Raw genomic sequence first — 26,019 nt, 5'->3', positions numbered from 1 at the left:
CCCGTCACCACGGGCACCGCGCCTCCAGCCGCCGCTCCCACTACGCCAACACCCGCGGGGGCAACGTCCGCGCAGCAACCCGTCGTTGCCGCCAATCCACCGGTCACCGCACCCGAGGCGACCGCCCCGGCGACGCCGCCCGTCACCAAGCTCGGCCCGCTGCCGAGTGCGGCAGGTGCATCGCCCGCTTCGCCGGCAGCCGCCCAACCGGCTCCAGGCACCGCTCCGGCGGCAAAGAAATCTGGCGACCCGGCCGCGCAGGCGGCGCGCAAGAAGAATTCGCGGCGCAATTCGAGCAGCGCCTATGTGTCGCCCAGCGAGGTGAGCCCATATTCGCTGCCCGGAATGCGCAGCCGTTGAGGCCGGCTTTTTGGCAACTGGGGCAGCCCCTCTAGCACCCAAGGGCCATCTGCTATAGAAGGCCGCCAGCGCCCGTGACGGGCATTCCCTCGAGCTGCAAGAGATTGCTATGGCGACCGCCCTTCTCGTTCTGCATCTGATGATTGCTTCCGCGCTGGTGGCGGTGGTGCTGCTGCAGCGCTCGGAGGGCGGCGCGCTCGGCATCGGCGGCGGCGGGGGCGGGGGCTTCCTCACCGGCCGCGGAACGGCAAACCTGTTGACGCGCACCACGGCCGGGCTCGCGGCGGCGTTCTTCGCCACGAGCATCCTGTTGACGCTCGTCGCCCAGAACAGCGCTCCGTCGCGCTCGATCTTCGACGGGACGCCGGGCGCAACGCCGCCCGCGACCACGGCTCCGGGCACGGCACCGGCGCCCGCGACCAAGGCCCCCGAGGGCGGCCGCGGCGGCATCCTCGACAAGCTGCAGGAGCCGTCCGTCCCGCAGACGCGCTGAGGCGGCGTCAGCCTTGGCGTGACGCAACGCGGCCAGCTGTTGACCTGTTGCTTTCACGCACTATGCGGCGACAACCTGCGCGCTAGACTCGTCGTTGGATTCCACCAACGGGCACAGGAAGTCGCATGCGCCGGATTAATGCAGGCCTCCTCACGCTATTGCCTTGCGCGGCACTGCTCGGCGCCTGTGCCGGCACCGATCTGAAACCCATCGCCACGCTGAGCGCCTCGAACGCGCTGGCGCCGTCCGGCTACTCGGAGACGAAGCTCAGCGACACGCAATATCAGGTGAAGGCGACCGGGACAGAGGCGACGCCGAAAGTACGCATCGAGAAAATCGCCCGCGCTCGCGCGGCGCAGATCGGCGTCGAGCAGAAGCTGAAGTACTACAAGGTCGCCAACGTGCAGTTCGGCGTCACCTGCAGCAAGAAGCACGAGTTCTACAAGGGCGGCGCGACGCAGCCGGGGAACCGCCAGACGGTGTTGCTCGACGTCGTCTATGCCAAGGAGCCGCTCGATGCCACCTACCTCAGCGCCTCGGAGAGCTACGACGCGCTCAGCGGCGAGCTGAGCAACGAGGTGATCCCGCCCGAGGCCAAGGCCGCCGCGGAGCAGGAAGCGCGAGCCGGCTGCGGCCAGGCCACCTGACGCATTTCCGGCACGTCGCCCCTGCCAAATCGCCGCTTTCCGGCCCTCGCCGGGGATGAGGCGATAAAGACGCTTCGAATCGTCCGTCACCTCGTGTAAGCCTCAAGGCCCATGCAGCGGTACATCTTCATTACCGGCGGCGTGGTGTCCTCCCTCGGCAAAGGCCTCGCGTCCGCCGCTCTCGGCGCGCTTCTTCAGGCGCGCGGCTATTCGGTTCGGCTTCGCAAGCTCGATCCGTACCTCAACGTCGACCCCGGCACGATGTCGCCATATCAGCACGGCGAAGTGTTCGTGACCGACGACGGTGCGGAAACGGACCTCGACTTAGGACACTACGAGCGCTTCACCGGCGTGCCGGCACGCAAGTCGGACAACATCACCACGGGCCGCATCTACCAGGACATCCTCGCCAAGGAGCGGCGGGGCGCGTACCTGGGCGGCACCGTGCAGGTAATTCCGCACGTCACCGACGCCATCAAGGAGTTCGTCACCAGCGGCAATGAGGGTATCGACTTCGTGCTCGTCGAGATCGGCGGCACGGTGGGCGACATCGAAGGTCTGCCGTTCTTCGAGGCCATCCGCCAGCTCGGCAACGACCTGCCGCCACTCACTTCGATCTTCATCCATCTAACGCTGATGCCGTACATCCCCTCGGCCGGCGAGTTGAAGACCAAGCCGACGCAGCATTCGGTGAAGGAGCTGCGCTCGATCGGCATCCAGCCGAACATCCTCCTGTGCCGCTCCGATCGCCCGGTGCCGCCGTCCGAGCGGCGCAAGATCGCCCTGTTCTGCAACGTGCGCGAGGAAGCGGTGATCCAGGCGCTCGATGTGTCGTCGATCTACGAGGTGCCGCTCGCCTATCACCGCGAGGGGCTCGATGAGCAGGTGCTGCGCGCCTTCAACATTTCGGGCGCACCGAAACCGGATCTGTCGCGCTGGGAGGCGATCACGCGCGGCATCGAAACGCCGGAAGGCGACGTGACCATCGCCGTCGTCGGCAAGTACACTGGTCTGAAGGACGCCTATAAATCCCTGATCGAGGCGCTGGTGCACGGCGGCATCGCCAACCATGTGCGCGTCAAGATCGAGTGGATCGAAAGCGAGATCTTCGAGCGCGAGGATCCGGCGCCGTACCTGGAAGGCGTCAACGGCATTCTCGTTCCCGGCGGCTTCGGCGAGCGCGGCTCGGAGGGCAAGATCCTCGCCGCCAAGTTCGCGCGCGAGCGCAAGGTGCCCTATTTCGGCATCTGCTTCGGGATGCAGATGGCCTGCCTCGAAGCGGCGCGCAATCTGGTCGGCATCAAGGACGCCAACTCCACCGAGTTCGGGCCCACGCCCGAGCCGGTGATCGGCCTGATGACCGAGTGGATGCGCGGCAACGAGCTGGAGCGCCGCCGCCAGGGCGGCGATCTCGGCGGCACCATGCGGCTCGGGGCGTACCCTGCCGAGCTGAAGGAAGGCAGCCGCATCGCCGCGGTCTACGGGGCCAAGCAAATCTCCGAGCGCCACCGCCATCGCTACGAGGTCAACACCAAGTACCGCGAGCGCCTGGAGGCGGCCGGCCTGCGCTTTGCAGGGCTGTCGCCCGACGGGTTGTTGCCCGAGACGGTGGAATACAGCGACCACCCGTGGTTCATCGGCGTGCAGTATCACCCCGAGCTCAAGAGCCGGCCGTTCGAGCCGCACCCGCTGTTCCGCTCCTTCATCGCCGCCGCGGTCGAGCAGAGCCGCCTCGTCTGATCTGTAGCCCGGCAAGGCTGATCTGTAGCCCGGCGGGCTGGTTCCGCAGGGAACGGCGTACTCCGCCGCGGCACTGCAGATTGGCAGGCAAGTGCGTTCGCAGCCATCGCCGAGTGCTCGTCCATGAACGACCTGACCCCACGACTGATCGCCATCCTGCGCAAATACATGCGCGACCCGAGCGCCAGCGTTGGCAGCACGACGCCCTTGGGTGAGCTCGACATCGACCACCTGGATCTTCCGATGATCTGTCTCGACGTCGAGGACGCCTTCGACGTCCAGGTCGGGCATGGGGAGGAACTCGAAGAGCTGGCAACGGTTGGTGATCTCGTCGCTCGCCTGGCTGCGGGCCTGGCCGAAAAGGCGAAGCCGCGGCCGCGCTTGGCGCGCCGCAAAGGGAATTGGATGTCGACCGGGGGCGAGCGCCGGTAGCTGCAACTGTGCGCTGCATCGCGCCGCTGCGATGCGGTCGTCGACTTCTTTCCTCGCCAATCGAGCGCCTAAAGTTTAAGCAGGGCTCTCCCGAAGCAGCCTATTGCGAAGGCGTTATGACGCCTAAAAATTCCGCAAAAAACTCTGCAATCACATTGACTTAGCGCAATCTTGGCTGAACTGGCACGGTTATTGATTAGCCCTATTGGCGTTAACCAATCGTCGGGGTGCCCGAGAGGGCGATAGGGACAACACAAGGAGTGCTCCCCATGAAGCTCGTTACTGCCATCATCAAGCCCTTCAAGCTGGACGAAGTGCGCGCCGCGCTGACCAAGCTCGGCATCAACGGCATGACCGTGACCGAGGTGAAGGGCTTCGGCCGCCAGAAGGGTCATACCGAGATTTATCGCGGTGCCGAGTACTCGGTGAACTTGCTGCCGAAGGTGAAGATCGAGCTCGCCGTTGCCTCGGGGCAGGCCGACGGCGTCGTGGCGGCCATCCGCCAGGCGGCCAACACGGGCTCCATCGGCGACGGCAAGATCTTCGTTTCGCCGATCGAGGCCATGGTGCGCATCCGCACCGGTGAGACGGCCGAGGCCGCTCTTTGATTTCGCGGCACCTGTTGCCGCCCTCCTCGCCGGGATTCTGCGTCGCCCACGCGGCGCTGGTCCCGGCGGGCCCTCCCTCTCATACACCGGCTCGCCAGTGTGTCTTGAGCGCCACGTGCGCATTGCTCGTCCGGCGGCGCCCGCCTATCGTGTGCCTGCAACTCGATGTAAACAGTCTGCGGGGTCCCGTAGCCCGAATCGGGCGATAAGGGGAAGGCGGAGGACGTCGCCGCAGGGGCTCCAGTAGACGTGAAGACAAGAGGCACGTCCTCCTGAACGAGGCCGCGGCTATCGCGGCGAGAAAAAGCGCTCGCGCTCAGGGGAGTCAACACACATGCCAGGTCTTGAATCACTCATCATACTGTTGATTATCGGTGCCATCGCCGGCTGGCTGGCCGGCCTCGTCGTCAAAGGCTATGGGTTCGGCCTCATCGGCAATATCGTCGTCGGCATCGTCGGCGCGTTCATCGGCCAGTGGCTGTTTCCCTCGCTCGGTCTGTGGGATCTTCCAGGCTATCCCGGCATCATTCTCTCGGCGACGCTGGGAGCGATTATCCTACTGGTTGTGATCGGCCTCATTCGGCGCGTCGCCTAGCGCCGGATCGGGGAAATTTGCGGTGGCCGCGCCGTTCTGGGGCGCGGCCATTTGCGTTAGCGGCGCTTGTTGCGACCGGCGCCCAAGGGCCGTGATATAGAACCGCCATGACCAAGCATGACCCCTTAAAGCCCAATGCGCGCGTCGACATCGGCGGCATCGAGGTGGCGAACGATGCCCGCCTCATGGTGTTCGCCGGGCCGTGCCAGATGGAGAGCCGCGCCCACGCCCTCGAGATGGCGGCGGCGCTGAAAGAGGCGGCGGCGAAGCTGGGCTTCGGCCTCGTCTACAAATCCTCGTTCGACAAGGCCAACCGCACCTCGCTGTCGGGCAAGCGCGGCATTGGGCTGGAAGCAGCGCTGCCGGTGTTCGCCGAGATCCGTGGAACGCTGGGTCTGCCGGTCGTCACCGACATCCACGACGCCGCGCAATGCGCGCTCGTTGCTCCGGTCGTCGACGTGCTGCAAATCCCCGCCTTCCTATGCCGACAGACGGACCTACTTATCGCCGCGGCCAAGACGGGGCGCGTCGTGAAGGTGAAGAAGGGGCAGTTCCTAGCGCCCTGGGACATGAAGAACGTCGTCGCCAAGATCGTCGGGTCGGGCAACCCCAACGTGCTGCTGACCGAGCGCGGCTCCTCATTCGGCTACAACACGCTCGTCGTCGACATGCGCGGCCTGCCGATCATGGCCGAGACGGGCTGCCCGGTCATCTTCGATGCCACGCACTCGGTGCAACAGCCGGGCGGGCAGGGAACGAGTTCGGGCGGCGACCGGCGCTTCGTGCCGGTGCTGGCCCGCGCGGCAGTGGCCGTGGGCATCGCCGGCGTCTTCATCGAGACGCACGAGGATCCCGACCGCGCACCTTCCGACGGACCCAACATGGTGCCGCTCAAGGATTTCGGCCCGCTCATGTCGGAGCTGATGGCTATCGACGAGCTCATCAAAAAACAAAGGAGCGCAGCCAAGGGCACGCGCTCCTGAAAGTCCTGGCCGGTTGGGCGGTTTTTTCCGATCAGTCGATGGGTAGGAACGAGGCCGCCGTCCACAGCGGCGCGTCGTCGGTCGCGAACGCGTAGCGCGGCCCCGACTGCTGCTTGCTGGCGACGGTGACGCATCCGCTCTGGCCGCACATCGGCCCGGAGTTATAGGTGACGCCGTTGAGTGCGGCGACGCTCATCGTGGTGACGAAGTAGGCGACGGTATAGAGGCACGTGAGCACCCCCAGCGTACGCATGACGAGATCGAAAGACATCGCGCGACCCCCCTATCGTGAAAGCTGCTTGCACATCGATCGCGCCGCCTGTCCGAGCCGTGACGCGGACGATCGGCCGACGCGTTCATCGTATGGAAAGAGCCCTTAACGCGACGTTAAGGTTACGCGTCGGTTAAGCGCGCCGATTCGGCGAAAGCTCTGCTCCGCCAATCAAATCGCGCCGGCGCACCAGTATCGCAGATTCCTGTCGCTTCGACGAGGCGCACGTCCACGATCGTCCGCCGCCGACCGGGTGCCTCGCTTTTCGCCGTTTGCCAGCGGCGACGTAGCTCACGTCCATGTTAGACGTAGGCCTAACGATGCGCGCTTCGGGCGCTTAAGTTGGCATTGCGATGGGCGCAGGGTTCGGGTGAGGGGATGAACGGGGAATGGTCGGCGTTTCACTGAACGAAATCGCGATACTGCTCGCCGCGCTCGCCATCGCCGGGCCGTTAGCGCGCTGGCTCGGCATCAGCGAGGTGCTCGGCTACCTCGTCGTCGGCATGATGCTCGGCCCCAACACGATCGGCTGGTCGTTCTCCGACTACAAGGCGAAAGAAATCCTGCACTTCGCCGAATTCGGCATCGTCCTGTTGCTGTTCCTCATTGGGCTCGAGCTGCGCCCCAAGCGCCTATGGTCGATGCGCAACGCCGTGTTCGCGCTCGGCAGCGAGCAGGTCATTCTCACCGGCGCGGTGCTAGCGGGGATCGGGCTGTTGGTCGGCTTCTCCTGGCAGACGGCGATTTTCGCCGGCCTGGCGCTGGCCCTGTCGTCGACCGCCCTCGCCCTGCAGGTGATGGAGGAGACCGGCGATCTCAATACGCGCCACGGACGGCTCGGGTTCTCGGTGCTGCTGTTCCAGGACCTCGCGGCCATTCCGCTTCTCGCCTTTGCACCACTGTTCGCCACCACGGCGGTGGCGACGGCGGCAGCGACGCCGGAGATGGACATCGTCTCGGTCCTGAAGGGCCTCGGTCTCATCGCGGCGGTGGTGATCGTCGGCCACTTCGTGCTCGACTATTTGTTGCGGCTCGTGGCGCTCACGCGGGTGAAGGAGGCCATGACGGCGGCAGCGCTGCTGACCGTCGTCGGCGTGACGATCATCATGCAGCAGGCGGGCCTTTCGGCTTCGCTCGGCGCCTTCATCGCCGGCGCGCTGCTGGCGGAATCCTCCTACCGGCATCAGCTCGAGGCCGACATTCAGCCGTTCGAGGGCTTGCTGCTCGGCCTGTTCTTCACCGCCATCGGCATGACCATCGACGTGCGGCTGTTGCTCGACGCGCCGGTCATCATCCTGACGCTGGTCGCCGGTCTGATCGCGGTGAAGGCGGTGATCCTCTATGTGCTGGGGCGCTGGCAGGGCTTGGAGCCAGGACCCGCGCGGCGGCTCGGCATCGCGCTGTCGCAGGGCGGCGAATTCGCCTTCGTCTTGTTCACGGTCGGCTACGCCGCGGGGGCGCTCACCAGCGAAAACACCGAGCTCTTGACGGTCATCGTCACGCTGTCGATGGCGGCGACGCCGATCCTCTTGAAGATCGAGAGCCTGCTGTCACGCCGTCGCAAGGGACCGGCGCCGGCCTATGAAATCCCGCCCGCCAACGATGGCCATGTCATCATCGCCGGCTTCGGCCGCGTCGGGCAGATCGTCGCCCGCATCCTCACCGCCAAGCGCATTCCGTTCACCGCGCTCGACATCAGCGCCGAGCAGGTCGAGTTCGTGCGCCGCTTCGGCGCCCAGGCGTTCTACGGCGACGCCAGCCGGCCGGAGATCCTCGAAGCGGCGGATGCGCACGCCGCCCGGGCCTTCGTGCTGGCCATCGACGACGTCGAAGCTTCGATGCGCACCGCCGAACTCGTACGTTCGAAGTATCCGGACCTGCCGATTTATGCCCGCGCCCGCAACCGCGCCCATGCCCACCGCCTGCTCGACCTTGGCGTCACCTACCTGCAGCGCGCAACGTTCCTGTCCTCGCTCGATATCACCAAGCAGCTCCTGAAAGGGCTGAGCGTCTCCGAACGCGAGGCAGGCCGCATCATCCACACCTTCCGCACCCACGACGAGCGGCGCCTGATCGAGGACTACAAGCTGGCCAGCGATCTCGATAAGCTGCGCGAGCGAGCCCGCTCAGACGTAAAGACCCTGGAAAAGCTCTTCGAGGAGGACGCCGCCGAGGAAGCGCGTCTGCGGGAGGTCGCGCAAGCGGAGGAGGCTTCCCGGTGAAGCCGATCATCTGCGTCGGTCACGCGGCGCTGGACTACGTCTATCGCATCGAGGCGTTCCCGCCCGCGCCGACGAAAGTCCGCTCGCTGGAGCATCTGGAGAGCGGCGGCGGCATGGCGGCGAATGCGGCCGCCACCATCGCCCGGCTCGGCGGCGAGGTGGAGCTGTGGAGCCGCACGGGTGGCGACAGCGCCGGCGAGCGCATTCACAAGTTCTTGCAGGCGGACGGTGTAGACACGCAGTTCGTGCGCACCTTCGAGCATGCGCGCTCCTCGACCTCGGCGGTGATCGTCGACAGGGCCGGCGAGCGGCTGATCGTCGGCGAGCGCGACCATGCCATGCCGATGGATGCGAGCTGGCTGCCGCTCGCCCGCATTGCGGGTGCCGCGGCCGTGCTCAGCGATCTGCGCTGGGTCGAAGGCACGCGCGAGGCCTTCATCGAGGCGCGGGCGCAGGGCGTGCCGACCCTGCTCGACGCCGACCTCGGCGGCGGTGGCATGCTGGCCGAATTTCTCTGTCTCGCTGACTACGCGATATTCTCGGGTCCAGCCCTCGACGCTTTCGCGCCCGCGCTCGATGAGCGCGGGCAACTCGCTCGCGTGCTGGCCGCTGGCGTGCGCCACGCCGGCGTCACGCGTGGCGCGGGCGGGTATTCGTGGCTGTCGCAGAGTGGCGCCGCCGGACACCAGCCGGCATTTGCGGTCGAGATCGTCGACACGACCGGTGCCGGCGATGCCTTCCACGGCGCCTTTGCCTGGGCACTCGCCAACGGGCGCCCGCCGGCAGAATGCGCGCGCATTGCCGCGGCGGCCGCGGCCCTAAAATGCCGCCGGCTGGGGGCCCGGGCGGGCCTGCCAACGCGCGCCGAGCTCGATGAATTCCTCGCCGCGCGTGTGGATTGAGGCCAACTCCATCACCGCTTTCGGGGCGCAAGGCATGGACGGGGGGCGGCCGCCTCGCTAAACGTGCCTGACGCAAGGCGGAGCCCGGGGTATAGCCGCGGGCCAGGCAGGGACAGATCGATGACCGAGGCGCGCGAGACCATCACCGAGGCGAAAGCCGTCGCCCACAGCGACATGGCGAACGCCATCCGGGCGCTGGCCATGGATGCCGTGCAGGCGGCAAAATCCGGCCACCCGGGGATGCCCATGGGCATGGCGGACGTGGCCACGGTGCTGTTTCGCGAGGCGCTACGCTTCGACGCCGCCGACCCGAACTGGCCGAACCGTGACCGCTTCGTGCTGTCGGCCGGCCACGGCTCCATGCTGCTCTACGCATTGCTCTATCTGACCGGCTATCCGGGCATGGAGATCAGCGAGCTGAAGCGCTTTCGCCAGCTCGGCGCCAAGACCGCCGGCCATCCCGAGCACGGCCACGCCGCCGGCATCGAGACGACGACGGGTCCGCTGGGGCAGGGGCTCGCCAACGCGGTCGGCATGGCGCTGTCCGAGCGCTTGCTCAACGCGCGGCTCGGCGACGACATCATCGATCACCATACCTATGTCATCGCCGGCGACGGCTGCCTCATGGAGGGCATCAGCCACGAGGCGATATCGCTCGCCGGGCATCTCGGGCTCGGCAAGCTCATCGTGCTGTTCGACGACAACGGCATCTCCATCGACGGGCCGACCAGCCTGACGGTGACCGACGACCAGGTGGCGCGCTTCAAGGCTTCCGGGTGGAACGCGGTGGCCATCGACGGACACGATCCCGAAGCGATCTCGGCGGCGCTGGCGAACGCGCGCGCCAATTCCTCCAAGCCGTGGCTGATCGCCTGCAAGACCACCATCGGCTATGGCGCCCCGACCAAGGCCGGCAAGGCGTCGACGCACGGCGAGCCGCTGGGCGAGGAGGAGATCAAAGGTACGCGCGAGAAGCTCGTGTGGCCGCATGATCCGTTCGACATGCCCGAGCCGGTGCTGCTCGCCTGGCGCGCCGTCGGCCAGCACGGCGCCAAGGAGCGCGCGAGCTGGAAGCAGCGTGTGGCGCAGGCGGGTCCGCACGTCGCCGCCGCGCTCGCCAATCCCGCCGCATCGGCACGCCTCGCGGACGTGTCGAAGGCGGTCGGCGCCGCCAAGACGGCGTTTGCCACCGACGAGGCCAAGCGCGCCACCCGCGTGTGGTCGCAACTGACGCTCGAGCACCTCTTGCCGGTGCTGCCGGAGCTGATCGGCGGCTCCGCCGACCTCACCGGCTCCAACGGCACGCGCACCAAGGATCACGTGCCCGTGGGCAAGGGCAGCTTCGCCGGCAACTACATCCACTACGGCGTGCGCGAGCACGGCATGGCGGCGGCCATGAACGGCATCGCACTGTCCGGCGGCCTCATCCCCTACGGGGGCACGTTCCTCGTCTTCACCGACTACTGCCGCGCCTCGATCCGCCTGTCGGCGCTGATGCGTCAGCGCGTCGTCTACGTGATGACGCACGATTCAATCGGCCTCGGCGAGGACGGCCCGACGCATCAGCCGATCGAGCACCTCGCGGCGCTGCGCGCTATTCCGCACCTGCTCGTCATGCGGCCGGCCGAAGGACTGGAGACGGCCGAGTGCTGGGAGATCGCCGTGCAGCACGATGCCAACCCGTCGGTGCTGGCCCTGTCGCGCCAGGCGGTGGAGAACCTGCGCAAGACGCCGTCGTCGGAGAACTTGAGCGCCAAGGGCGCCTACGTGCTGAGCGAGCCGGAAGGCGATCGTGATGTCACCTTGATCGGCACCGGCTCGGAGCTGGTGCTCGCCGTCGAGGCGGCCAAGACGCTGGCCAGTGAGGGCATCCGTGCCGCGGTCGTCTCCATGCCGTCGATGGAGTTGTTCCGCGCCCAGCCGGAGGGCTACCGCGCCCAGGTGCTGGGAGACAAGCCGCGCGTCGCCGTGGAGGCCGGTGTCGCGCAATGCTGGCACGAGTGGATCGGCGACAACGGTCGCTTCGTCGGCCTCAGCGATTTCGGCGCCTCGGCGCCGGCGTCAAAGCTTTATGCGCACTTCGGCTTGACCGCCGCGGCCGTCGCCGAGGCAGCGCGCAGCCTCGTCAAGAAGTGAGCGGCGGCGCATGGATCTGACCAATCTCAAGTCGATCGCCGACGCCGACGTCGCGGGCAAGCGCGTCTTGGTGCGCGCCGATCTCAACGTGCCGGTGGCCGACGGCAAGGTGACCGACGCGACGCGCCTCGAACGGATTCTGGCTGGCCTCAAGGACCTCTCGGCGCGCAAGGCGCGGGTCGTCGTCATCTCGCATTTCGGGCGCCCCAAGGGAGGGCCTGACCCGACGATGAGTCTCGCTCCGGTCGCCGCCAAGCTCGCCGAGTTGCTCGGCCGGCCGGTGCAGTTCGTCGATGCGTGCATCGGCGACAAGGCGGAGGACGCCATCTCGCGCCTTGCCCCCGGCGACATCGCGGTTCTGGAAAACCTGCGCTTCCATGCCGGCGAGGAGAAGAACGACGAGGCGTTCGTCACCGCGCTCGCACGCTCGGGCGATGTGTTCGTCAACGACGCCTTCTCCGCGGCGCACCGCGCACACGCCTCGACCGAGGGCCTTGCGCACGTGCTGCCGGCCTACGCCGGCCCCCTGATGCTGGAGGAGATCAGCGCCCTGCGCGCCGTGCTTGAAGCCCCGCAACGCCCGACGGCGGCGCTGGTCGGCGGTGCCAAGGTGTCGAGCAAGATTCCGATCCTCAAGCATCTGTTGAGCAAGGTCGACAAGCTGATCATCGGCGGCGGCATGGCCAACACGTTCCTCATGTCGCACGGCGTCGATATCGGCAAATCGCTGGCCGAGCCGGATTTCGTCGACACGGCGCGCGAGATCATGGCGGAGGCGAAGGCGCGCGGCTGCGCGGTGGTGCTGCCCGAGGACGCGGTGATCGCGCGCGAGTTCAAGAGCGGCGTTGCGCACGCCGTCGTGCCGACGCTCGCCGTGCCGAGCGACGCACTCATCCTCGACGTCGGTCCGCGGTCGGTGGCGCACATGACCGATGTGTTGAAGGAGTGCCGCACGCTGCTGTGGAACGGGCCGCTGGGCGCCTTCGAGATCGCCCCCTTCGGTGAGGGCACGTTCGCGCTCGCCCGGGCGGCGGCGCAACTGACCAAGCAGGGCCGGCTGACGACGGTGGCTGGCGGCGGCGATACGGTCGCCGCCTTGAATGCCGCCGGCGTTACCCAAGATTTCACCTACGTGTCGACGGCGGGCGGCGCCTTCCTCGAATGGCTCGAGGGGCGGGACCTTCCGGGGGTAGCGGCGCTCGTGCGCGCGCAAGCCTGAGACACGCTGTAACCTCTGACCGGTGCCTCGCGTAGGGTATGGGTCCGGGCTCGGCTGAGAGTGCGTGCATGTTGGGTGATCTGCAGATCTATTTCGGCGTGGCGCTCGCGGGGCTCGTCAGCTTCCTCTCTCCGTGCGTGCTGCCGCTGGTGCCGCCCTATCTCGGCTACCTCGGCGGCACCACCATCGACGAGTTCGCGGCCGAGGAGGGCGTGCCGAAGCACGTGTGGGGGCGCGTGGTCGCCGCCTCGGTCCTGTTCGTGCTCGGATTTACGACCGTGTTCGTCGGCCTCGGCGCCGGCGCCTCGCTGTTCGGCCAGCTCATCCAGACCTACAAGCGCGAGCTGGAGATCATCGCCGGTCTGGTCATCATCCTGTTCGGGCTGCACTTCCTCGGCATCTTCCGCATCGCCCTGCTGTATCGCGAGGCGCGCTACCACCATGCCCATCATCACGGCGTCAGCTACGTCGGCGCCTACCTGATCGGGCTGGCTTTCGCCTTCGGGTGGACGCCGTGCATCGGCCCGGTGCTGGCGACGGTGCTGGCGCTGGCCGCCAACGAGGGCAGCCTGACGACGGGCGTGAAGCTGCTCTTCGTCTATTCGCTGGGCCTCGGCATCCCGTTCATACTCGCCGCCGTCGCCGTACAGCCGTTCATCGCCTTCATGCAGCGCTTCCGCAGCCACCTCGGCAAGGTGGAGACGGGGATGGGAATCATTCTTCTTGTTGCGGGACTACTCTTCCTCAACGGACCTCTAAGTCCACTTCGTGAGTGGCTCTTGGAGCACGTTCCGGGTCTCGGAACAGGCAGAACCGTTGGTTTGCTGCTGCAGCTACTGGGTGTCCTGATCGTATTTGGTGGTGTTCGCTGGATAGAGAATGCCTTTGATGCGTCGAGCCCGCTTTCGAGGCGCTTCGAGACTCTGGCTGGTGTCGCATTGCTCGTGCTTGGGGTGGTTCTATTCGGCGGATCGATCAACGGGCTCGGTCAATGGCTCATCGAGACCTTTCCCGGGCTCACGCAAATCGAGGGGCTAGTGACGCCGCAAGACCTCGGCAGCGAGATCATGCAGCGCGGCAGGTGAGCATGGCCGACGCCACCGCGACGCCCATCGCCCTGACCATTGCCGGATCGGATTCCTCCGGCGGCGCCGGCATCCAGGCCGATCTCAAGACCTTCACGGTGCTCGGCGTCTACGGCGCCAGCGTGCTGACGGCGCTCACCGCGCAGAGCACGCGCGGCGTCGACGCGATCCTGCCCGTGCCGCCGGAGTTCGTGACGCAGCAGATCGACGCCGTCGCCGGCGATCTCGACATCGCCGCCACCAAGACCGGCATGCTCAATGACCGCGCCACCGTGCTGGCGGTTGCCGCCGGCGTGCGCCGCCACGCGCTGCATCCGTTAGTGGTCGACCCGGTGATGGTGGCAACGAGCGGCGACATGCTGTTGCAGCCCGACGCGGTCGAGGCGGTGCGCCACGAGCTGCTCCCCCTGGCCGACGTCATCACGCCCAACCTCGCCGAGGCGGCGCGCCTGCTCGATCGGCTGCAGGCGACCGGCGAGGAGGAAATGGAGGCGCAGGCACGGGCACTGCTGGCACTGGGGCCCAAGGCCGTGCTCATCAAGGGCGGTCATGGCGAGGGCAGCGAGGCCCTCGACATTCTGGTCACGCGCGATGCGGCGCCGCTTCGCCTCGCCCTGGCGCGCGTCGCCACGCCCAACACGCACGGCACGGGCTGCACCTTGTCGGCGGCGATCACGGCCTACCTCGCTTGCGGAGCCCCATTGGAGGAGGCTGTCAGTGCCGCCAAGCGCTACGTGCATGCCGCCCTCGAGGCGGCCACAGGGGCCAAAATCGGGACCGGCGCCGGGCCTGTCGACCACCTGCATAGCCTGCGCAACCCCCGCAAAGGCTGAGGCTTCGAGCGAGGCTCCGGGCTGGCTGTGGCGCCGGTGCATCGATAGTTACTGAATATGATTCTGCCCTCTTGCGGGCAGCACGGGCTTCTGTAACAAATTTGGGCAACGCGATGCCACAGCATCGTTTTCGAGCTCCGGGGGGAGCGTCGGGATTGGCGATTAGGGGCGCCGCCCGACTTGGCTGAAGAACCGGTCCGGACCATCCGGACCGGTTTCTTTTTGTGCCGAGCGATTGGCCTTTTCCCTGCCGCCTCAGCATCCATTAGAACGGCGCGGCGACGGCCCGGAAAGCGTCTCGGGGCCGCGGAGAAGGCCGTCCATGCAAATGCGCGCAAGAGCCGCCCTATCGAGCTACGCCCTCGGTAATGGGCCCACGGCAAGCCCACTCGGGGTGCGTATAGCGCTGTTCTTTGCCGCCCTGTTCCTCGCCTACGGGGTCGTCGTTCCGTATTTCCCCGTGTGGCTCGACGCGCGCGGTCTCGACCCGCTGCAGATCTCGACCGTCACCGCGGCGCCGCTGTTCATCCGCCTGCTGGTCACCCCTGGCATCGGTCTGTTGGCCGACAGGCTGGGAAACTATCGGCTGGTGATCGCCGCCCTCGCCTGGAGCGCGCTGGCACTGATCCTGGGGCTCAGCCTCGCTTACGGCTACGCGCCGATCCTCCTCCTCGGCGTCGCGTTCCTGCTCGCCAACGGCACCATGCTGCCGCTGATCGAGACTGTGGCGGTGCGCGGGGTGCGCAACGAGGGGCTCGACTACGGCCGCATGCGGCTGTGGGGCTCGATCACTTTCATTATCGCCAACTTCGCCGGCGGCATCGCCATCGAGGCGCTGGGCGGCGGCTTCGCGCTGTGGCTCATCGCCTTCGCCGCCGCACTCACCATCGCCGCGGCGCATGCATTGCCGTCGCCGCAGGTCGCGGCACGCACCAGCATGCCCGAGCGGATCGACTGGCGCACCTCGTCGCCGGCGCGCCTTTTGGGCTCGCCGCTGTTCATCCTGTTCCTCATCGCCATCGGCTGCACGCACGGTGCGCACGCCACGTTCTATACCTTCGGCGCCCTCTACTGGCAGGCGCAGGGCCTCTCCGCGGCCTGGGTCGGTGCGCTGTGGGCGATCGGCGTCTTCGCCGAGGTCGTGCTGTTTGCACTGTCGGCTCCGGTGGTGCGGCGCTTCGGCCCGGCGGAGTTGATCGTCGCCGGCGCTGCCGCCTCGGTCGTGCGCTGGGGAGCGATGGCGTTCGATCCGCCGCTCGCCCTGCTCATTCCCTTGCAGGTGCTGCACGCGCTCACCTATGGCGCTGCGCATCTTGGAGCGATCCTGTTCATCACGCGCGCCGTGCCGCACAAGGGCATGGGGAGCGCCCAGGCGTTCTATGCCACCATCGCCGCGGGGCTGGCGCTGGGCATCGTCGGGCTCGCCTCGGGAGCGCTCTACGAGCGCATCGGCGGCGAAGTCTTCTTGGTGCCGGCGAGCGTGGCGATGATCGGCTGCGCGGCCGGGGTGATGCTGCTGCGCGGCTGGGACGGGCGGCCGCTGTGGGCCGAGGATGGCGAGGTGCGGGCGCCAATATAAGAAGACCGATGATGGCCTAGCCCCACAGCTCCGGTGGCGGCGGGCTGATCCAGCCGTCGTCGATGGCGAGTGGGGGATCGCGGTCGCGCGCCAAGAGCAACGGGCCGTCGAGATCGATCCAGTCGGCGTAACAGGCGAGCACCAGCGCCGGGGCGGCGGCGAGCGAGGTTGCCACCATCGAGCCGACCATGATCTTGAAGCCGCGCGCCTGGGCGGCTTTCGCCATCTGCAACGCCTCAGTGAGGCCGCCGGTCTTATCGAGCTTGATGTTGACGGCGTCGTAGCGATGAGCGAGCGCGGTGAGGGCGGCGCTGGTGTGGGCGCTCTCGTCGGCGCATACCGGCACGGCGCGCAGGATGTCGGCGAGGGCTTGATCGGCGCCGGCTGGCAACGGTTGCTCGATGAGCTCGATGCCGGCGGCCGCGGCGGCGGCGAGGAACGGCGCAAGCTGCGCCGGGTGCCATGCCTCGTTGGCATCTGCGACCAGGCGCGCATCGGGCCGCGCCGCGCGCACGGCCGCCATGCGCGCATCATCGCCATCGCCGCCGAGCTTCAGCTTCAATAATTTGAGATGCGGCACCGCCTTGGCGTCGGCCGCCATCCGCTCCGGTGTCCCGAGGCTCAGCGTGTAGCAGGTGATGACGGTTTGCGGCGCCGGCAGTCCGGCGAGCTCCCACGCCCGCCGGCCGGCGAGCTTCGCTTCCAGATCCCACAGCGCGCAGTCGAGTGCGTTGCGCGCCGCGCCGGCAGGCAGCAATGCAGGCAGCCGTGCGCGCGTCAGCGGGCCGGCGAGCCCGCGCAAGGCTTGCAGCGCGCCGTCGACGGTCTCGCCGTAGCGTGCGTAGGGAACCGCCTCGCCGCGGCCTGTGCGTCCTGCGGCGGCGACACGAGCAACAATGACGTGCGCCTCGGTTTTGGTGCCGCGCGAAATGACGAAGGGCTGGGCGAGCGGCCACGCCTCGGCGTCGGCCTCAACAAGCTGAGCCTCGACGACGTGCGTCATCGCCTCGTCAGCCGAGCCGGCCGGAGGCGTGGGCGAGGAAGAGGTAGACGCGGCCAGTGTCGGAGACGAGCTGGCTGTTCGACAGCCGCCCGCTCGGGTCGCGCGCGTCGGATTCGGCGATGATGCGCTCGAAGTCGGAGAGGTAGCGGCTCACCGTGCGCGACAGCTCGCCGTCGTTGCGGCAGCGGTGGCTGACGTCGTCGAACACCGCGCGCCCCTCGTTGCCGTAGATTGAGCGCACCATGACGCCGCGTTGACCGGACCGCAACCGCGACCAGATCGCCGCTGCGGTGGCCGGGTCGAGCGCGCGGGCGATGGCTTCGAGGTCGAGGTTGAAGGCGCTCGAGACGGGGCGCGCCTGTCCTCCATGCCCATCCTCATCGCGTGAGGCGCGGGCGAGGAGATCGCCCAGCGACCAGCCCTCGCGATTGTCGGCCGGCATGCCGCGCTGGCGCTGCCGATTGCCGAGCTCCTGGGCGATGGTCGAGGACAGCGACGTGAGCGAGCGGCCCTGTCCCTGGCCGCCGGCGCGATGCGGGGTGTGGCCCGAAGTCAGCGTCTCGGCGTGCAGCGGCGGCGGCGGGGTCACGTCGCGCTGCACCGCCGAGCGGGCGGCGAGCTGCGACAGCTGATCGAGCGCCTTGATCTGGTCCTGCAGCGCCCGGCGCATGCCTTCGGAGCTTTCCTGGGCGGTAAGCGGCAGCCGCTCCATCTCGCTGCGCAGCCGAGCCTGCTCGGTGGCGATCTCGGAGGCGGTGCGGGTGGCCTGCTGGCGCATCTCCTCGGAAGTCGAGGTGAACCGATCGGTGAGCGAGCCGAGCTCGCTGGTGACCGCCGACGATACGGTCGTCAGCCGGCTGCGCAGGTCTTCCAGCGTGCGCTCGCTTTCGGCGGCGGCGCCGGCGCGTATGCGCTCGAGCTCGCTGCGGGCGCGCAGATCGGCCTCCGACAGGGAGCCGGCGATCGACGACGAATAGTCGCCGACGAAGGTCGAGAACTCGTCGGCCTTGCCGGAGAGGCGATCGAGGGTCTGCGTCAGCTCGGCGTGGCGGTTCTGCAGGGTCTTGTCGATCTTGAAGTTGGCGCTCTCCAGGGCGTTGGCCGCCTTCATGATCTGCTGGCCCTGGTTCTCGAAGCGCCCGGTGACGCCGCTGATCTGGTTGAGCAGATTTTCCGAGATGTTCTTCAACAGGTCGGACTGGTTTGCGAGGCCCTCCATCGCCTTGATCGACTGGCGCGTGATGTTCTCGGAGGCACGACGCACCGAGTTGATGCCGTGCATCAGCGCCTCGTCGAGATCGGTCGCCTGCTTGCCGATGGTCTCGCGGAAGCTGATGGCGTGGGCGTCGAGGGCGTTGGTCAGCGCCTGCGTCTTGTCGACGACGGCGGTATCTATGGCGGAGGTCGAGCGCATGATCGACTCATCGAAGAGCCGCAGGCGCTCGCCGAAGGCCTCGTCCAAGGAGCGCGTGCGCTCGACGAGCTGGTAGTCGAGCGCCTGGGCACGGTTGGCGAGTGCCGCATCGAGGGCGCGCGCGTACTCCTCGAACACCGTCTGCAGGTTCTCGGTGCGATTGACGAGCGAGCTATCGAGCTGCTGCAGCTGGTTGTCGAAGGTGATCTGTAGCTGCTCGGCGCGGCTGCTGAGGGCGCCCGCCAGGCCCGTCGTATAGTTCTCGAGCACAGCTTGCAGCTGCTCGGTGCGGCCGCCGACGGCGGTTTCGAGATTGCCGACGCTAGAGGCGAGCGAGGTCTCCAGCGTGGTGAGGTTCTCGCCGGCGCCTTCGATCACCTTGGCGAGCTTGACCTGCTGATCTGAAAGCTTCTCGATCAGGGTCGGGATCTCGCTGCCGAGCCGCATCAAGCTCTCGGTGACGCGGTCGGAGGTGTTGACGAGGGCGTGGCGCTCGCCCGAAAGCTCGGAGATGAGGCCGCGGATCTTGCGCTCGTTGTCCTCGTAGGACCGCTCGAGCACGGCGACCTCGTTGTGCACCATGGCTTCGAGTTCGCCGGCGCGTCCCAAGGCGCGCGAGATGGCATCGTTCATGAAGCCGACCTGGCGGCGCACGGCCTGGCCGAGCGAGGCGGCGTTCTGCTCCGCCAGGCGATCCGGCTCGGCGAGACGGATGGCGACCTCGGTCATGGTCGAGGATCTGAGGCGCAGCTCCTCGGTGCGCCAGGCGAGCAGCGCCATCAGCCACAAGAGCCCGATGGGGACGACGATGGCGGCAATGGTGAGGAACGTCGTCGGCCGCGTAACGAGATCGAGCCAGCCGAGGATCGGGGCGTCGGAACCCATCGACGCGATGGCGAAGGCAACGCCGATGGCACCCCAGATGACGCTGGCGATGGCCGCAAACTTGAACGGGGTGTTGGACGGCTTCTGCTGCAGGGCGAAGATCAGGCCGCCGATGCTGGGCCCGTCATCGTTGGCGGCGATGCGATTGCGCGAAGGGCCGGCCGGACGGCGGCGCGCCATGCGGCGGCGCGGCGTAGCGGCATCGGGCGCCTCGGCCTGCGGCGGCTCCTCGCCGACGGGCTTCTCTTCGGCCGGCAGCTCTGGCGCCGGCGTGGCGGGGATAAACCCAGCCTCAGACTTTGGTATGAAGTCGGTTCCCCCGCTGGGGATGAAATCGGGCGCCTTCTTGGGGATGGGCGGAGGCACGAGCTGCATCGGCACGGGCTGCTCGAACGGCGGCTCGCTGGTGCCGTTGGCGGCTGCAGTGCTGGGCGTGGCGGTTTCGCTGGGCAAGGGCAGCGCCGGCTCGGGGCGCGTTTCGCCCTCGTTCACGTCGAGCCTGTTGTTGTCCTGAGCCATCCGCCCGTCCATGCCTGACGTGCTCCTCACCCGGTCGTCGAGAGCACGCGATCAAAACGGGAGGGTCCCCAGCAATCGACAACGGCCCGCGGCCTCTTGAAAGGCCAACTCCAACGCCCGCCATCAGAAATGCTAATCCACCCGTCGCTCAACGCTTGGCCGCAGTTTGGGGCGAAAGAAAGGTTCAACGACTTTCGCCCCGCGGCCATTTGGCGTGCGAGTCGGCCAAAGGTTAATGCTCAAGTTGAGGGGGCGCAATTTACGGGCATTTATATTCCTGTGTGTGAGGGTCGTTGCCCCACCCTTTAGGCTGCGCGAGGCGGTGTTTCGCGCCGGGCCGGTCAGGAACGGGTCGCAAGAATGGCGGGTGATTCCATAGACGTGCGCGCCCATGGCGGCGGCCCCGGCGGGGCGGGACAGCCCGTCGATCTTGCGCACCTGCGCCGCTACACCATGGGTGACCGCGCGCTCGAGGCGGAAATTCTCGGCCTCTTTGCCGACCAGCTTCCGATCACCATCGGCGCTTTGAAGAACGCTCCGTCGGCCAAGGAGTGGGGCATCGCGGCGCACACGCTAAAGGGCTCGGCGCGCGCCGTCGGTGCGTGGTCGCTGGCGACCATCGCCGAGACCGCCGAGAAGCTGCACCGCTTGCCCGACGCCAACGAGCGCGGTTTGGTCGTTCGCCGCCTCGAGGAAGCGGCCGGCGAGGCGCGCGACTATATCGCCTCGCTCTGCCGCGCCGCCTGACGCGCGTCGGTTGCCCTTGCGACCCTGTGCTACGCTTGAATTTGCAGGCCGTGCCGACTATTGGTGCGGGGCATCGACCGCCGTTAGCCGGCGGCGTTGCCCGGCCGCCTGTGTGCGCCGGCCCGCCATTCGGAGCCCCGCACCAGCACGATGCTCAAGATCACGTTCATTCAGCCTGACGGTAGCGAACAGGTGGTCGAGACCGAGCCGGGCGTGACGCTCATGGAATCGGCCAAGATGAATGACGTTCCCGGCATCGAAGCGGAATGTGGGGGCGCCTGCGCCTGTGCAACCTGCCATGTCTATGTGGACGAAGCCTGGCGCGAGAAGACCGGCACTCCGTCGCAGATGGAGGAGGACATGCTCGACTTCGCCTTCGATGTGCGCGAGGCGAGCCGCCTCAGCTGCCAGATCAAGCTGACGCCCGAGCACGACGGGCTCATCGTGCGCGTGCCAGCGAAGCAGTTCTGAACACTGAAGAAGGGGTTAGGGATGGACGCCAGCCCGGCCACTGCGGCTCCCATCGAAACCGATGCCGTGATCATCGGCGCCGGACCCGTCGGCCTGTTCGCCGTGTTCGAGCTCGGCCTCGTCGACATCAAGGCGCACGTCGTCGACATCCTCGATAAGGCGGGCGGCCAATGCGCCGAGCTCTATCCCGAGAAGCCGATCTACGACATCCCCGGCCTGCCGGTGGTCACCGGGCAGGAGCTCACCGACCGCTTGCTGGAGCAGATCAAGCCCTTCGGCGCTCAGTTACACCTCGGGGAACGCATCGACGTGCTCGAGCGCGCGGCGGGCGATCGCTTCCGGCTGAAGACTGATGCCGGCACCGAGTTCCTGTGCAAGGTGGTGGTGATCGCCGCGGGCGGCGGATCGTTCACGCCCAAGCGCCCGCCGCTCCCCGGCATCGAGGCCTACGAAGGCACTTCGGTGCTCTACTCGGTTCGCCGCATGGAGGCGCTGAAGGGCAAACGGGTGCTGATCGTCGGCGGCGGCGATTCTGCGCTCGACTGGACGTTGAGCCTGCAGCCACTGGCCAAGAGCCTCACCCTATTGCACCGGCGCGACGAGTTCCGCGCCGCGCCGCATTCGGTCGAGAAGATGCGCATGCTGGTCGAGACCGGCGATGTGCGGCTGATGATCGGTCAGGTCACGGAGTTGCACGGCGCCGGCGACGCGCTGCAGTCCGTAACCGTCAAGACCAAGGATGGCGAGGAGCGCATCGACGTCGATGCGATGCTGCCGTTCTTCGGGCTGACGATGAAGCTCGGACCGGTGGCCGACTGGGGGTTGGTGCTCAACGAGAATCTCATTCCCGTCGATACCGAGAAGTTCGAGACCAGCGAGAAGGGCATCTTCGCGGTCGGCGACATCAACACCTACCCCGGCAAGCTGAAGCTGATCCTGTCCGGCTTCCACGAGGTGGCGCTGATGGCGCAGCAGGCGCATAAATACGTGTACCCCGGCAAGAAGCTGCTGTTCCAGTACACGACCTCGTCGTCGAGCCTGCAGAAGAAGCTCGGCGTCAGCTGAGCGATTTCAGCCGCGCATAGCGCTCCGCCAAGACGCGCGACAAGGGCGTCGGCAGCGAATTGAGCAGGGCTTTCAGCAGCGGGCGCAGCGCGCGCAAGTAGAGGCGCGTATAGGCCGCTCCCTTCATAGAGACAGGTATTGCCCAGTCGGTGACGTCGACCGTGCCGTCGGCCCATTGCAGCTTGTAGGGGTCGGCCGGCGCCAGCAGATCGAACGTGGGGCACCCGTCGGCGAACGACTGCGCGATCGTGCGCTCGAGCAGGTGCGCGCCGACCCGATCCTTCGCGTACTTGGGATCGTAGGCGAAGATGTGGGTCGCGATGCGATCCTTGCAGCCGACGAGCACGTCGATGGCAGTCTTGTCGCCATTGATCTCAAGAGCATAGACGATGACCCCGGCCGGGTGTCCGCTGCCGTCGGCGGCATCGGCGAAGAAGCGCTGCATGCGCGGATCGGCCAAGGCCGGGGAAATGATGCCGCGCTCGACCAGCTGGCGGCGCTTGGCATCAATGGCGGCGGCCACCATCTCGCTCGCCTCGTGCCCGCCGGAGCGCCGAACGAACTCGACAGTCCCCAGTTGTGCGAGCTTCCTGGCGGCAGCGCGCATCTTCTTGCGCGATCGGCCCGAGTGGCGCTGCATATAGGTCTCGAAGTCCGGCGCACTTGAAAGATCGAGGTAAGGGGCGGCAAGGCGCTGCGTCGCGATCCCACCGAGCTCGGTGATGAGCGGTGCGATAGCGGCGTCTGCGCGCACGCGGGTCAGCCGCACGACGTCCGGCTTGACGGTGCCGACGACGTGCGCCCAGGCAGCGCGCATCAGTGCCGCCCTATCGGGAACGTCGTCGACGAGGACGTCGCCGTATTGGCTGACGGGCGCCCCCATCCACGTGAGCTGCAGCAGGCCGGCGATGCGCTCGGTGACGAGCGGCCACACCATGACGAGCTTGCCTGAGCGCCTGGCGATGAGAAGGGCGAGCGCAGGCCCCTCCGCGGGCGACTTGCCTAGGTAGTGATTGCACCAGTGCCAGCTCCAATTGAACGTTTGGAACAGCTGCGTGCTGCGCCCGGCGCGTGCAAACAGCTCGTTCCACTCTGGAGCGAGCGCGTCGAACTCAGTCCGCGCGGTGACGACGTCGTATCGGCACGGCTCGGGCGGCTGTTGCGGACGCACGGCCGGAGTGGCGTGCGCCGCGGGCTCGTCGGCGATGCGGGGGAGCCGAGCGGCTGATGTCGATCTCATGGGTGCTTCCGAGCTGCCTGGGCTGGCTTGCGGAGCAAGCGGCATGCCATCGGAAGACTAAGAGACGTCAGAGTGTTGCGATTTCGAAAACGCTCACGACTAGGAGCACGCAAACGATGAGCCAGATGGCAGCCCGCCCGCGCGTGGCGGTCGGTCCGGCCTCGAGGACGAGCAGGCTCCCCAGTACCGAGGCCCCGCAAAGGTTAATGACGATGGCGCCGGCGAGACCGAGGCCGCCGTGACCGGGCCATGCGCCTTCCAGGAACAGCGCGCCGGCAATGCCGACCAGCAGCGCGCCGGTAAGACGGGGCCAAAAGCCGATTTCGGGACGCGGCAGTCCAAGGACGCGCAACGTGGTTAAAGGCGCGAGCACGAGCAGAACGCCGGGGACGAATTTCAGCAGGGTCTCGATCCAAAGGAGCTGCTGCACTTCAGCGGTGCTCCGCTGCGCGCGCTGAACGCGGCGCTCAATCGCTGTTGTCCATGGGATGCTTGATCTTCATCCCGGGGCCGTCGCCGCCACTGCCCCAGCCGGAGAACAGGCCCTCTTCCTCCTGTTTGGGCTGCGGTCTCGGCGTGTAGTCCCCCACCAAGTGACGGCCAAGGTCGGCCTTGATGATCTTCGTCTTCGCATCGGTGCAGTACTCGCCCTCGGCGGCCACGGCCTTGGCGACACCGTTGAAGGAGACGTCGTAGATGCGCTCGATCTTGGCAACGTCCTGCGCGCCGGGCTGCTGGCGCTCGTAGGCGAGGTAGTTTGCCTTCAGTTTTCCGGGGTCGAAATTGAAGCCGCATTTGACGGCGCGGGCCGAGACGGTGCCGACCTGAAAAGCGCGCGCGGGTGCATCGTTCACCGGCGCCGCCGGCTTGTCCTCGCCGAGCAGTGCGCCCGTCGTCAACCCGGAGCTTCCCGAGCAGGCGCTGAGAGCCACCGCGGCGAGAAGCGCGAGCAGCGAGCCTGCGGCCTTCATGGCGTGCCCCTCATTCCCATCCATCCGGCCCATCCATTTCGGCGGACCTTAGCGCCAATTGCGGTGCCGTCAATTGCCGTATGCCGGCTTCCCGCTGTGTTCGCCCAAGCGATCTAGGCAACTCTTAACGGAGCCGGAGCCGCCTAGCGCATCAGCTCGACCATCGCCCGATCGAGCCCCTCGAGCGTCAGGGGGTACATGCGCCCCTCCATTATGTCCCGGATCATGGCAATTGATGGCGTATAGCCCCAATGCCGCTCGGCAACCGGGTTGAGCCACACGCAGTGGCGCCAGGTCTGCGCAACCCGGCGTAGCCACAGGGCGCCCGGCTCGTCGTTCATGTGCTCGACGGCGCCGCCGACGTGCGTCAGCTCGTAGGGGCTCATCGAGGCATCGCCGACAAAGATCACCTTGTAGTCGGGCGGGTAGGTATGGAGCACGTCCCAGGTGGGGGAGAGCTCGCTGCGCCGGCGCACGTTGTGCTTCCAGAGCTGTTCATAGAGGCAGTTGTGGAAGTAGTAGTATTCAAGGTGCTTGAACTCTGAGCGCGCGGCCGAGAACAGCTCCTCGGCGCCCTTGATGTGCCAGTCCATCGAGCCGCCGACGTCGAAGAACATCAACACCTTCACCGCGTTGTGGCGCTCGGGGACCATGCGGATGTCGAGATAGCCCTTCTCGGCCGTGCCGCGGATGGTGCCGGAAAGATCGAGCTCCTCGGCAGCGCCGGTGCGTGCAAACGAGCGCAGGCGGCGCAGCGCCACCTTGATGTTGCGCGTGCCGATCTCGACGGTGTCGTCGAGGTCCTTGAACTCGCGCTTGTCCCACACCTTGATCGCGCGGCGGTGGCGGCTCTCCTTCTGGCCGATGCGCACGCCGGCCGGATTGTAGCCGTAGGCGCCGAAGGGCGAGGTGCCGCCGGTGCCGATCCATTTGTTGCCGCCCGCGTGGCGCTCCTTCTGCTCCTCGAGACGCTTCCTCAGCGTCTCCATGATCTTCTCCCAGCCGCCGAGCTCCTCGATGCGCCGCTTGTCCTCCTCGGAGAGGTGCAACTCCGAGACGAGGCGCAGCCACTCCTCGGGGATCTCCGCCTCGATGGCATCGGGCAGAGCCGCAATGCCCTTGAACACCTCGCCGAACACGCGGTCGAAGCGGTCGAGGTTGCGCTCGTCCTTGACGAGGCAGGCGCGCGACAGGAAGTAGAAGTCCTCCACCTGGCGCCCGGTGACGCCGGCCTCCAGCCCCTCGAGCAGCGTGAGATACTCCTTCAAGGTGACGGGCAGCCCCGCTCGCTTCAGGGCATGGAAAAACGTGACGAACATCGGCAGTCCTCAACGGATGTTTGCCTAGGATAAAGGGACGCGGCCCCTTAGCGCTAGCTAGGCAACTTCAAGCGAGCATCCGTGGAGACTTGCGTGGATCGCGGCCTGCGCCGCGATGACGGTGTGGCCGGGCGGACAGGCAACCTCCCCTCCAACGTCATGCCGGCGAAGGCCGGCATCCACGCAAATATCCGCTAGCGCTACCGTCAAGGGAGGGTTGAGCCAGCCGCGAAGCATGGCTCCGCCATGACGTCGGGGTGACGTCAGTGTGGTGCGGCGG

Annotated in this window: 24 protein-coding genes and 1 pseudogene; 18 read left to right on the top strand and 7 right to left on the bottom strand. The window is 67.2% G+C overall.

Annotated features, from left to right (window positions below; translation table 11 throughout):
* From F9K20_RS19280 to kdsA, 8 genes and pseudogenes are all read left to right on the top strand, one after another.
* Positions 1-360: pseudogene (locus F9K20_RS19280) on the top strand (hypothetical protein); the annotation flags it as partial.
* A 109-nt stretch (positions 361-469) separates the two neighbouring features.
* Positions 470-853, top strand: coding sequence for a preprotein translocase subunit SecG (secG, locus tag F9K20_RS19275; RefSeq protein WP_291005791.1), 384 nt, complete (start codon positions 470-472; stop codon positions 851-853).
* A gap of 125 nt (positions 854-978) precedes the next feature.
* Positions 979-1,500, top strand: coding sequence for a hypothetical protein (locus F9K20_RS19270; RefSeq protein WP_291005788.1), 522 nt, complete (start codon positions 979-981; stop codon positions 1,498-1,500).
* Between the two features lie 111 nt (positions 1,501-1,611).
* A complete protein-coding gene (locus F9K20_RS19265) occupies positions 1,612-3,240 on the top strand; it encodes a CTP synthase (RefSeq protein ID WP_291005785.1) in 1,629 nt (542 codons plus the stop codon).
* Between the two features lie 123 nt (positions 3,241-3,363).
* On the top strand, positions 3,364-3,672 hold the full coding sequence (locus F9K20_RS19260) for an acyl carrier protein (RefSeq protein ID WP_291005782.1): 309 nt from the start codon (positions 3,364-3,366) through the stop codon (positions 3,670-3,672).
* Between the two features lie 269 nt (positions 3,673-3,941).
* Entirely contained in the window at positions 3,942-4,280 is a 339-nt protein-coding gene (locus F9K20_RS19255) for a P-II family nitrogen regulator (protein WP_291005779.1), read from the top strand.
* Between the two features lie 334 nt (positions 4,281-4,614).
* Positions 4,615-4,875, top strand: coding sequence for a GlsB/YeaQ/YmgE family stress response membrane protein (locus F9K20_RS19250; RefSeq protein WP_291005776.1), 261 nt, complete (start codon positions 4,615-4,617; stop codon positions 4,873-4,875).
* A 107-nt stretch (positions 4,876-4,982) separates the two neighbouring features.
* Positions 4,983-5,858: a 3-deoxy-8-phosphooctulonate synthase gene (kdsA, locus tag F9K20_RS19245; RefSeq protein WP_291005774.1), complete on the top strand. Its 876-nt coding sequence runs from the start codon at positions 4,983-4,985 to the stop codon at positions 5,856-5,858.
* 31 nt (positions 5,859-5,889) lie between these two features.
* Here kdsA and F9K20_RS19240 read toward each other — a convergent pair whose 3' ends face one another.
* The gene (locus F9K20_RS19240) at positions 5,890-6,129 is read right to left on the bottom strand and encodes a hypothetical protein (RefSeq protein ID WP_291005771.1); all 240 of its coding nucleotides are present in this window, start codon (positions 6,127-6,129) and stop codon (positions 5,890-5,892) included.
* Positions 6,130-6,518: 389 nt separating this feature from the next.
* Here F9K20_RS19240 and F9K20_RS19235 point away from each other — a divergent pair, with 389 nt between their 5' ends.
* From F9K20_RS19235 to F9K20_RS19205, 7 genes are all read left to right on the top strand, one after another.
* Complete coding sequence (locus F9K20_RS19235; protein WP_291005769.1) at positions 6,519-8,351, top strand: cation:proton antiporter; 1,833 nt, start codon at positions 6,519-6,521, stop codon at positions 8,349-8,351.
* A complete protein-coding gene (locus F9K20_RS19230) occupies positions 8,348-9,253 on the top strand; it encodes a PfkB family carbohydrate kinase (RefSeq protein ID WP_291005766.1) in 906 nt (301 codons plus the stop codon). The genes F9K20_RS19235 and F9K20_RS19230 overlap by 4 nt, the downstream gene beginning before the upstream one ends.
* 120 nt (positions 9,254-9,373) lie before the next feature.
* Positions 9,374-11,389, top strand: a complete 2,016-nt coding sequence (gene tkt / locus F9K20_RS19225) for a transketolase (protein WP_291005763.1) — start codon at positions 9,374-9,376, stop codon at positions 11,387-11,389.
* A 16-nt stretch (positions 11,390-11,405) separates the two neighbouring features.
* Positions 11,406-12,608, top strand: a complete 1,203-nt coding sequence (pgk, locus tag F9K20_RS19220; RefSeq protein WP_291005799.1) for a phosphoglycerate kinase — start codon at positions 11,406-11,408, stop codon at positions 12,606-12,608.
* Between the two features lie 68 nt (positions 12,609-12,676).
* Entirely contained in the window at positions 12,677-13,693 is a 1,017-nt protein-coding gene (locus F9K20_RS19215; protein WP_367115889.1) for a cytochrome c biogenesis CcdA family protein, read from the top strand.
* A gap of 2 nt (positions 13,694-13,695) precedes the next feature.
* Positions 13,696-14,526, top strand: coding sequence for a bifunctional hydroxymethylpyrimidine kinase/phosphomethylpyrimidine kinase (gene thiD, locus F9K20_RS19210; RefSeq protein WP_291005760.1), 831 nt, complete (start codon positions 13,696-13,698; stop codon positions 14,524-14,526).
* A gap of 322 nt (positions 14,527-14,848) precedes the next feature.
* Positions 14,849-16,105 carry an MFS transporter gene (locus tag F9K20_RS19205; RefSeq protein ID WP_291005757.1) on the top strand — a complete coding sequence of 419 codons (1,257 nt, stop codon included), beginning with the start codon at positions 14,849-14,851 and terminating at the stop codon, positions 16,103-16,105.
* 16 nt (positions 16,106-16,121) lie between these two features.
* Here the strand turns inward: F9K20_RS19205 and dgcA are convergent, their stop codons facing one another.
* A complete protein-coding gene (dgcA, locus tag F9K20_RS19200) occupies positions 16,122-17,108 on the bottom strand; it encodes an N-acetyl-D-Glu racemase DgcA (protein WP_291005755.1) in 987 nt (328 codons plus the stop codon).
* Positions 17,109-17,115: 7 nt separating this feature from the next.
* Positions 17,116-19,938 (bottom strand): hypothetical protein, encoded by a 2,823-nt coding sequence (locus F9K20_RS19195; protein WP_291005752.1) that lies wholly within the window; start codon positions 19,936-19,938, stop codon positions 17,116-17,118.
* A gap of 348 nt (positions 19,939-20,286) precedes the next feature.
* Here F9K20_RS19195 and F9K20_RS19190 point away from each other — a divergent pair, with 348 nt between their 5' ends.
* The 3 genes from F9K20_RS19190 (at position 20,287) to F9K20_RS19180 (ending at position 22,209) form a co-directional block, all read left to right on the top strand.
* Positions 20,287-20,673 (top strand): Hpt domain-containing protein, encoded by a 387-nt coding sequence (locus F9K20_RS19190; RefSeq protein WP_291005750.1) that lies wholly within the window; start codon positions 20,287-20,289, stop codon positions 20,671-20,673.
* 150 nt (positions 20,674-20,823) lie between these two features.
* Positions 20,824-21,144, top strand: coding sequence for a 2Fe-2S iron-sulfur cluster-binding protein (locus F9K20_RS19185; protein ID WP_291005747.1), 321 nt, complete (start codon positions 20,824-20,826; stop codon positions 21,142-21,144).
* A 21-nt stretch (positions 21,145-21,165) separates the two neighbouring features.
* Entirely contained in the window at positions 21,166-22,209 is a 1,044-nt protein-coding gene (locus F9K20_RS19180) for an NAD(P)/FAD-dependent oxidoreductase (RefSeq protein ID WP_291005745.1), read from the top strand.
* Here the strand turns inward: F9K20_RS19180 and F9K20_RS19175 are convergent.
* The 4 genes from F9K20_RS19175 to F9K20_RS19160 form a co-directional block, all read right to left on the bottom strand.
* Positions 22,202-23,449 (bottom strand): GNAT family N-acetyltransferase, encoded by a 1,248-nt coding sequence (locus F9K20_RS19175; protein WP_291005743.1) that lies wholly within the window; start codon positions 23,447-23,449, stop codon positions 22,202-22,204. The two genes, F9K20_RS19180 and F9K20_RS19175, sit on opposite strands and share 8 nt — an antisense overlap.
* A gap of 67 nt (positions 23,450-23,516) precedes the next feature.
* The gene (locus F9K20_RS19170; protein ID WP_291005742.1) at positions 23,517-23,879 is read right to left on the bottom strand and encodes an ABC transporter permease; all 363 of its coding nucleotides are present in this window, start codon (positions 23,877-23,879) and stop codon (positions 23,517-23,519) included.
* 37 nt (positions 23,880-23,916) lie between these two features.
* Positions 23,917-24,420, bottom strand: a complete 504-nt coding sequence (locus tag F9K20_RS19165) for a hypothetical protein (protein ID WP_291005740.1) — start codon at positions 24,418-24,420, stop codon at positions 23,917-23,919.
* 143 nt (positions 24,421-24,563) lie between these two features.
* The gene (locus tag F9K20_RS19160; RefSeq protein WP_291005738.1) at positions 24,564-25,739 is read right to left on the bottom strand and encodes a VWA domain-containing protein; all 1,176 of its coding nucleotides are present in this window, start codon (positions 25,737-25,739) and stop codon (positions 24,564-24,566) included.
* Positions 25,740-26,019: the final 280 nt, after the last annotated feature.

The sequence above is a fragment of the Hyphomicrobium sp. genome (assembly GCF_009026145.1).
GTDB lineage: Bacteria > Pseudomonadota > Alphaproteobacteria > Rhizobiales > Hyphomicrobiaceae > Hyphomicrobium_A.
Note: the sequence above shows the minus strand (reverse complement) of the source record. Positions and strands in the feature narration are given on the sequence as shown.

What these genes read in the sequence shown, in the direction of transcription:
- F9K20_RS19265 (WP_291005785.1), top strand. Translation starts at nt 1,612, where the DNA reads ATGCAGCGGTACATCTTCATTACCGGCGGCGTGGTGTCCTCCCTCGGC.
- secG (WP_291005791.1), top strand. Translation starts at nt 470, where the DNA reads ATGGCGACCGCCCTTCTCGTTCTGCATCTGATGATTGCTTCCGCGCTG.
- F9K20_RS19160 (WP_291005738.1), bottom strand. Translation starts at nt 25,739, where the DNA reads ATGTTCGTCACGTTTTTCCATGCCCTGAAGCGAGCGGGGCTGCCCGTC.
- F9K20_RS19255 (WP_291005779.1), top strand. Translation starts at nt 3,942, where the DNA reads ATGAAGCTCGTTACTGCCATCATCAAGCCCTTCAAGCTGGACGAAGTG.
- F9K20_RS19190 (WP_291005750.1), top strand. Translation starts at nt 20,287, where the DNA reads ATGGCGGGTGATTCCATAGACGTGCGCGCCCATGGCGGCGGCCCCGGC.
- F9K20_RS19165 (WP_291005740.1), bottom strand. Translation starts at nt 24,420, where the DNA reads ATGAAGGCCGCAGGCTCGCTGCTCGCGCTTCTCGCCGCGGTGGCTCTC.
- F9K20_RS19270 (WP_291005788.1), top strand. Translation starts at nt 979, where the DNA reads ATGCGCCGGATTAATGCAGGCCTCCTCACGCTATTGCCTTGCGCGGCA.
- dgcA (WP_291005755.1), bottom strand. Translation starts at nt 17,108, where the DNA reads ATGACGCACGTCGTCGAGGCTCAGCTTGTTGAGGCCGACGCCGAGGCG.
- thiD (WP_291005760.1), top strand. Translation starts at nt 13,696, where the DNA reads ATGGCCGACGCCACCGCGACGCCCATCGCCCTGACCATTGCCGGATCG.
- F9K20_RS19180 (WP_291005745.1), top strand. Translation starts at nt 21,166, where the DNA reads ATGGACGCCAGCCCGGCCACTGCGGCTCCCATCGAAACCGATGCCGTG.
- F9K20_RS19195 (WP_291005752.1), bottom strand. Translation starts at nt 19,938, where the DNA reads ATGGACGGGCGGATGGCTCAGGACAACAACAGGCTCGACGTGAACGAG.
- F9K20_RS19185 (WP_291005747.1), top strand. Translation starts at nt 20,824, where the DNA reads ATGCTCAAGATCACGTTCATTCAGCCTGACGGTAGCGAACAGGTGGTC.
- F9K20_RS19175 (WP_291005743.1), bottom strand. Translation starts at nt 23,449, where the DNA reads ATGAGATCGACATCAGCCGCTCGGCTCCCCCGCATCGCCGACGAGCCC.
- F9K20_RS19240 (WP_291005771.1), bottom strand. Translation starts at nt 6,129, where the DNA reads ATGTCTTTCGATCTCGTCATGCGTACGCTGGGGGTGCTCACGTGCCTC.
- F9K20_RS19260 (WP_291005782.1), top strand. Translation starts at nt 3,364, where the DNA reads ATGAACGACCTGACCCCACGACTGATCGCCATCCTGCGCAAATACATG.
- tkt (WP_291005763.1), top strand. Translation starts at nt 9,374, where the DNA reads ATGACCGAGGCGCGCGAGACCATCACCGAGGCGAAAGCCGTCGCCCAC.
- F9K20_RS19250 (WP_291005776.1), top strand. Translation starts at nt 4,615, where the DNA reads ATGCCAGGTCTTGAATCACTCATCATACTGTTGATTATCGGTGCCATC.
- F9K20_RS19235 (WP_291005769.1), top strand. Translation starts at nt 6,519, where the DNA reads ATGGTCGGCGTTTCACTGAACGAAATCGCGATACTGCTCGCCGCGCTC.
- F9K20_RS19205 (WP_291005757.1), top strand. Translation starts at nt 14,849, where the DNA reads ATGCAAATGCGCGCAAGAGCCGCCCTATCGAGCTACGCCCTCGGTAAT.
- F9K20_RS19215 (WP_367115889.1), top strand. Translation starts at nt 12,677, where the DNA reads ATGTTGGGTGATCTGCAGATCTATTTCGGCGTGGCGCTCGCGGGGCTC.
- kdsA (WP_291005774.1), top strand. Translation starts at nt 4,983, where the DNA reads ATGACCAAGCATGACCCCTTAAAGCCCAATGCGCGCGTCGACATCGGC.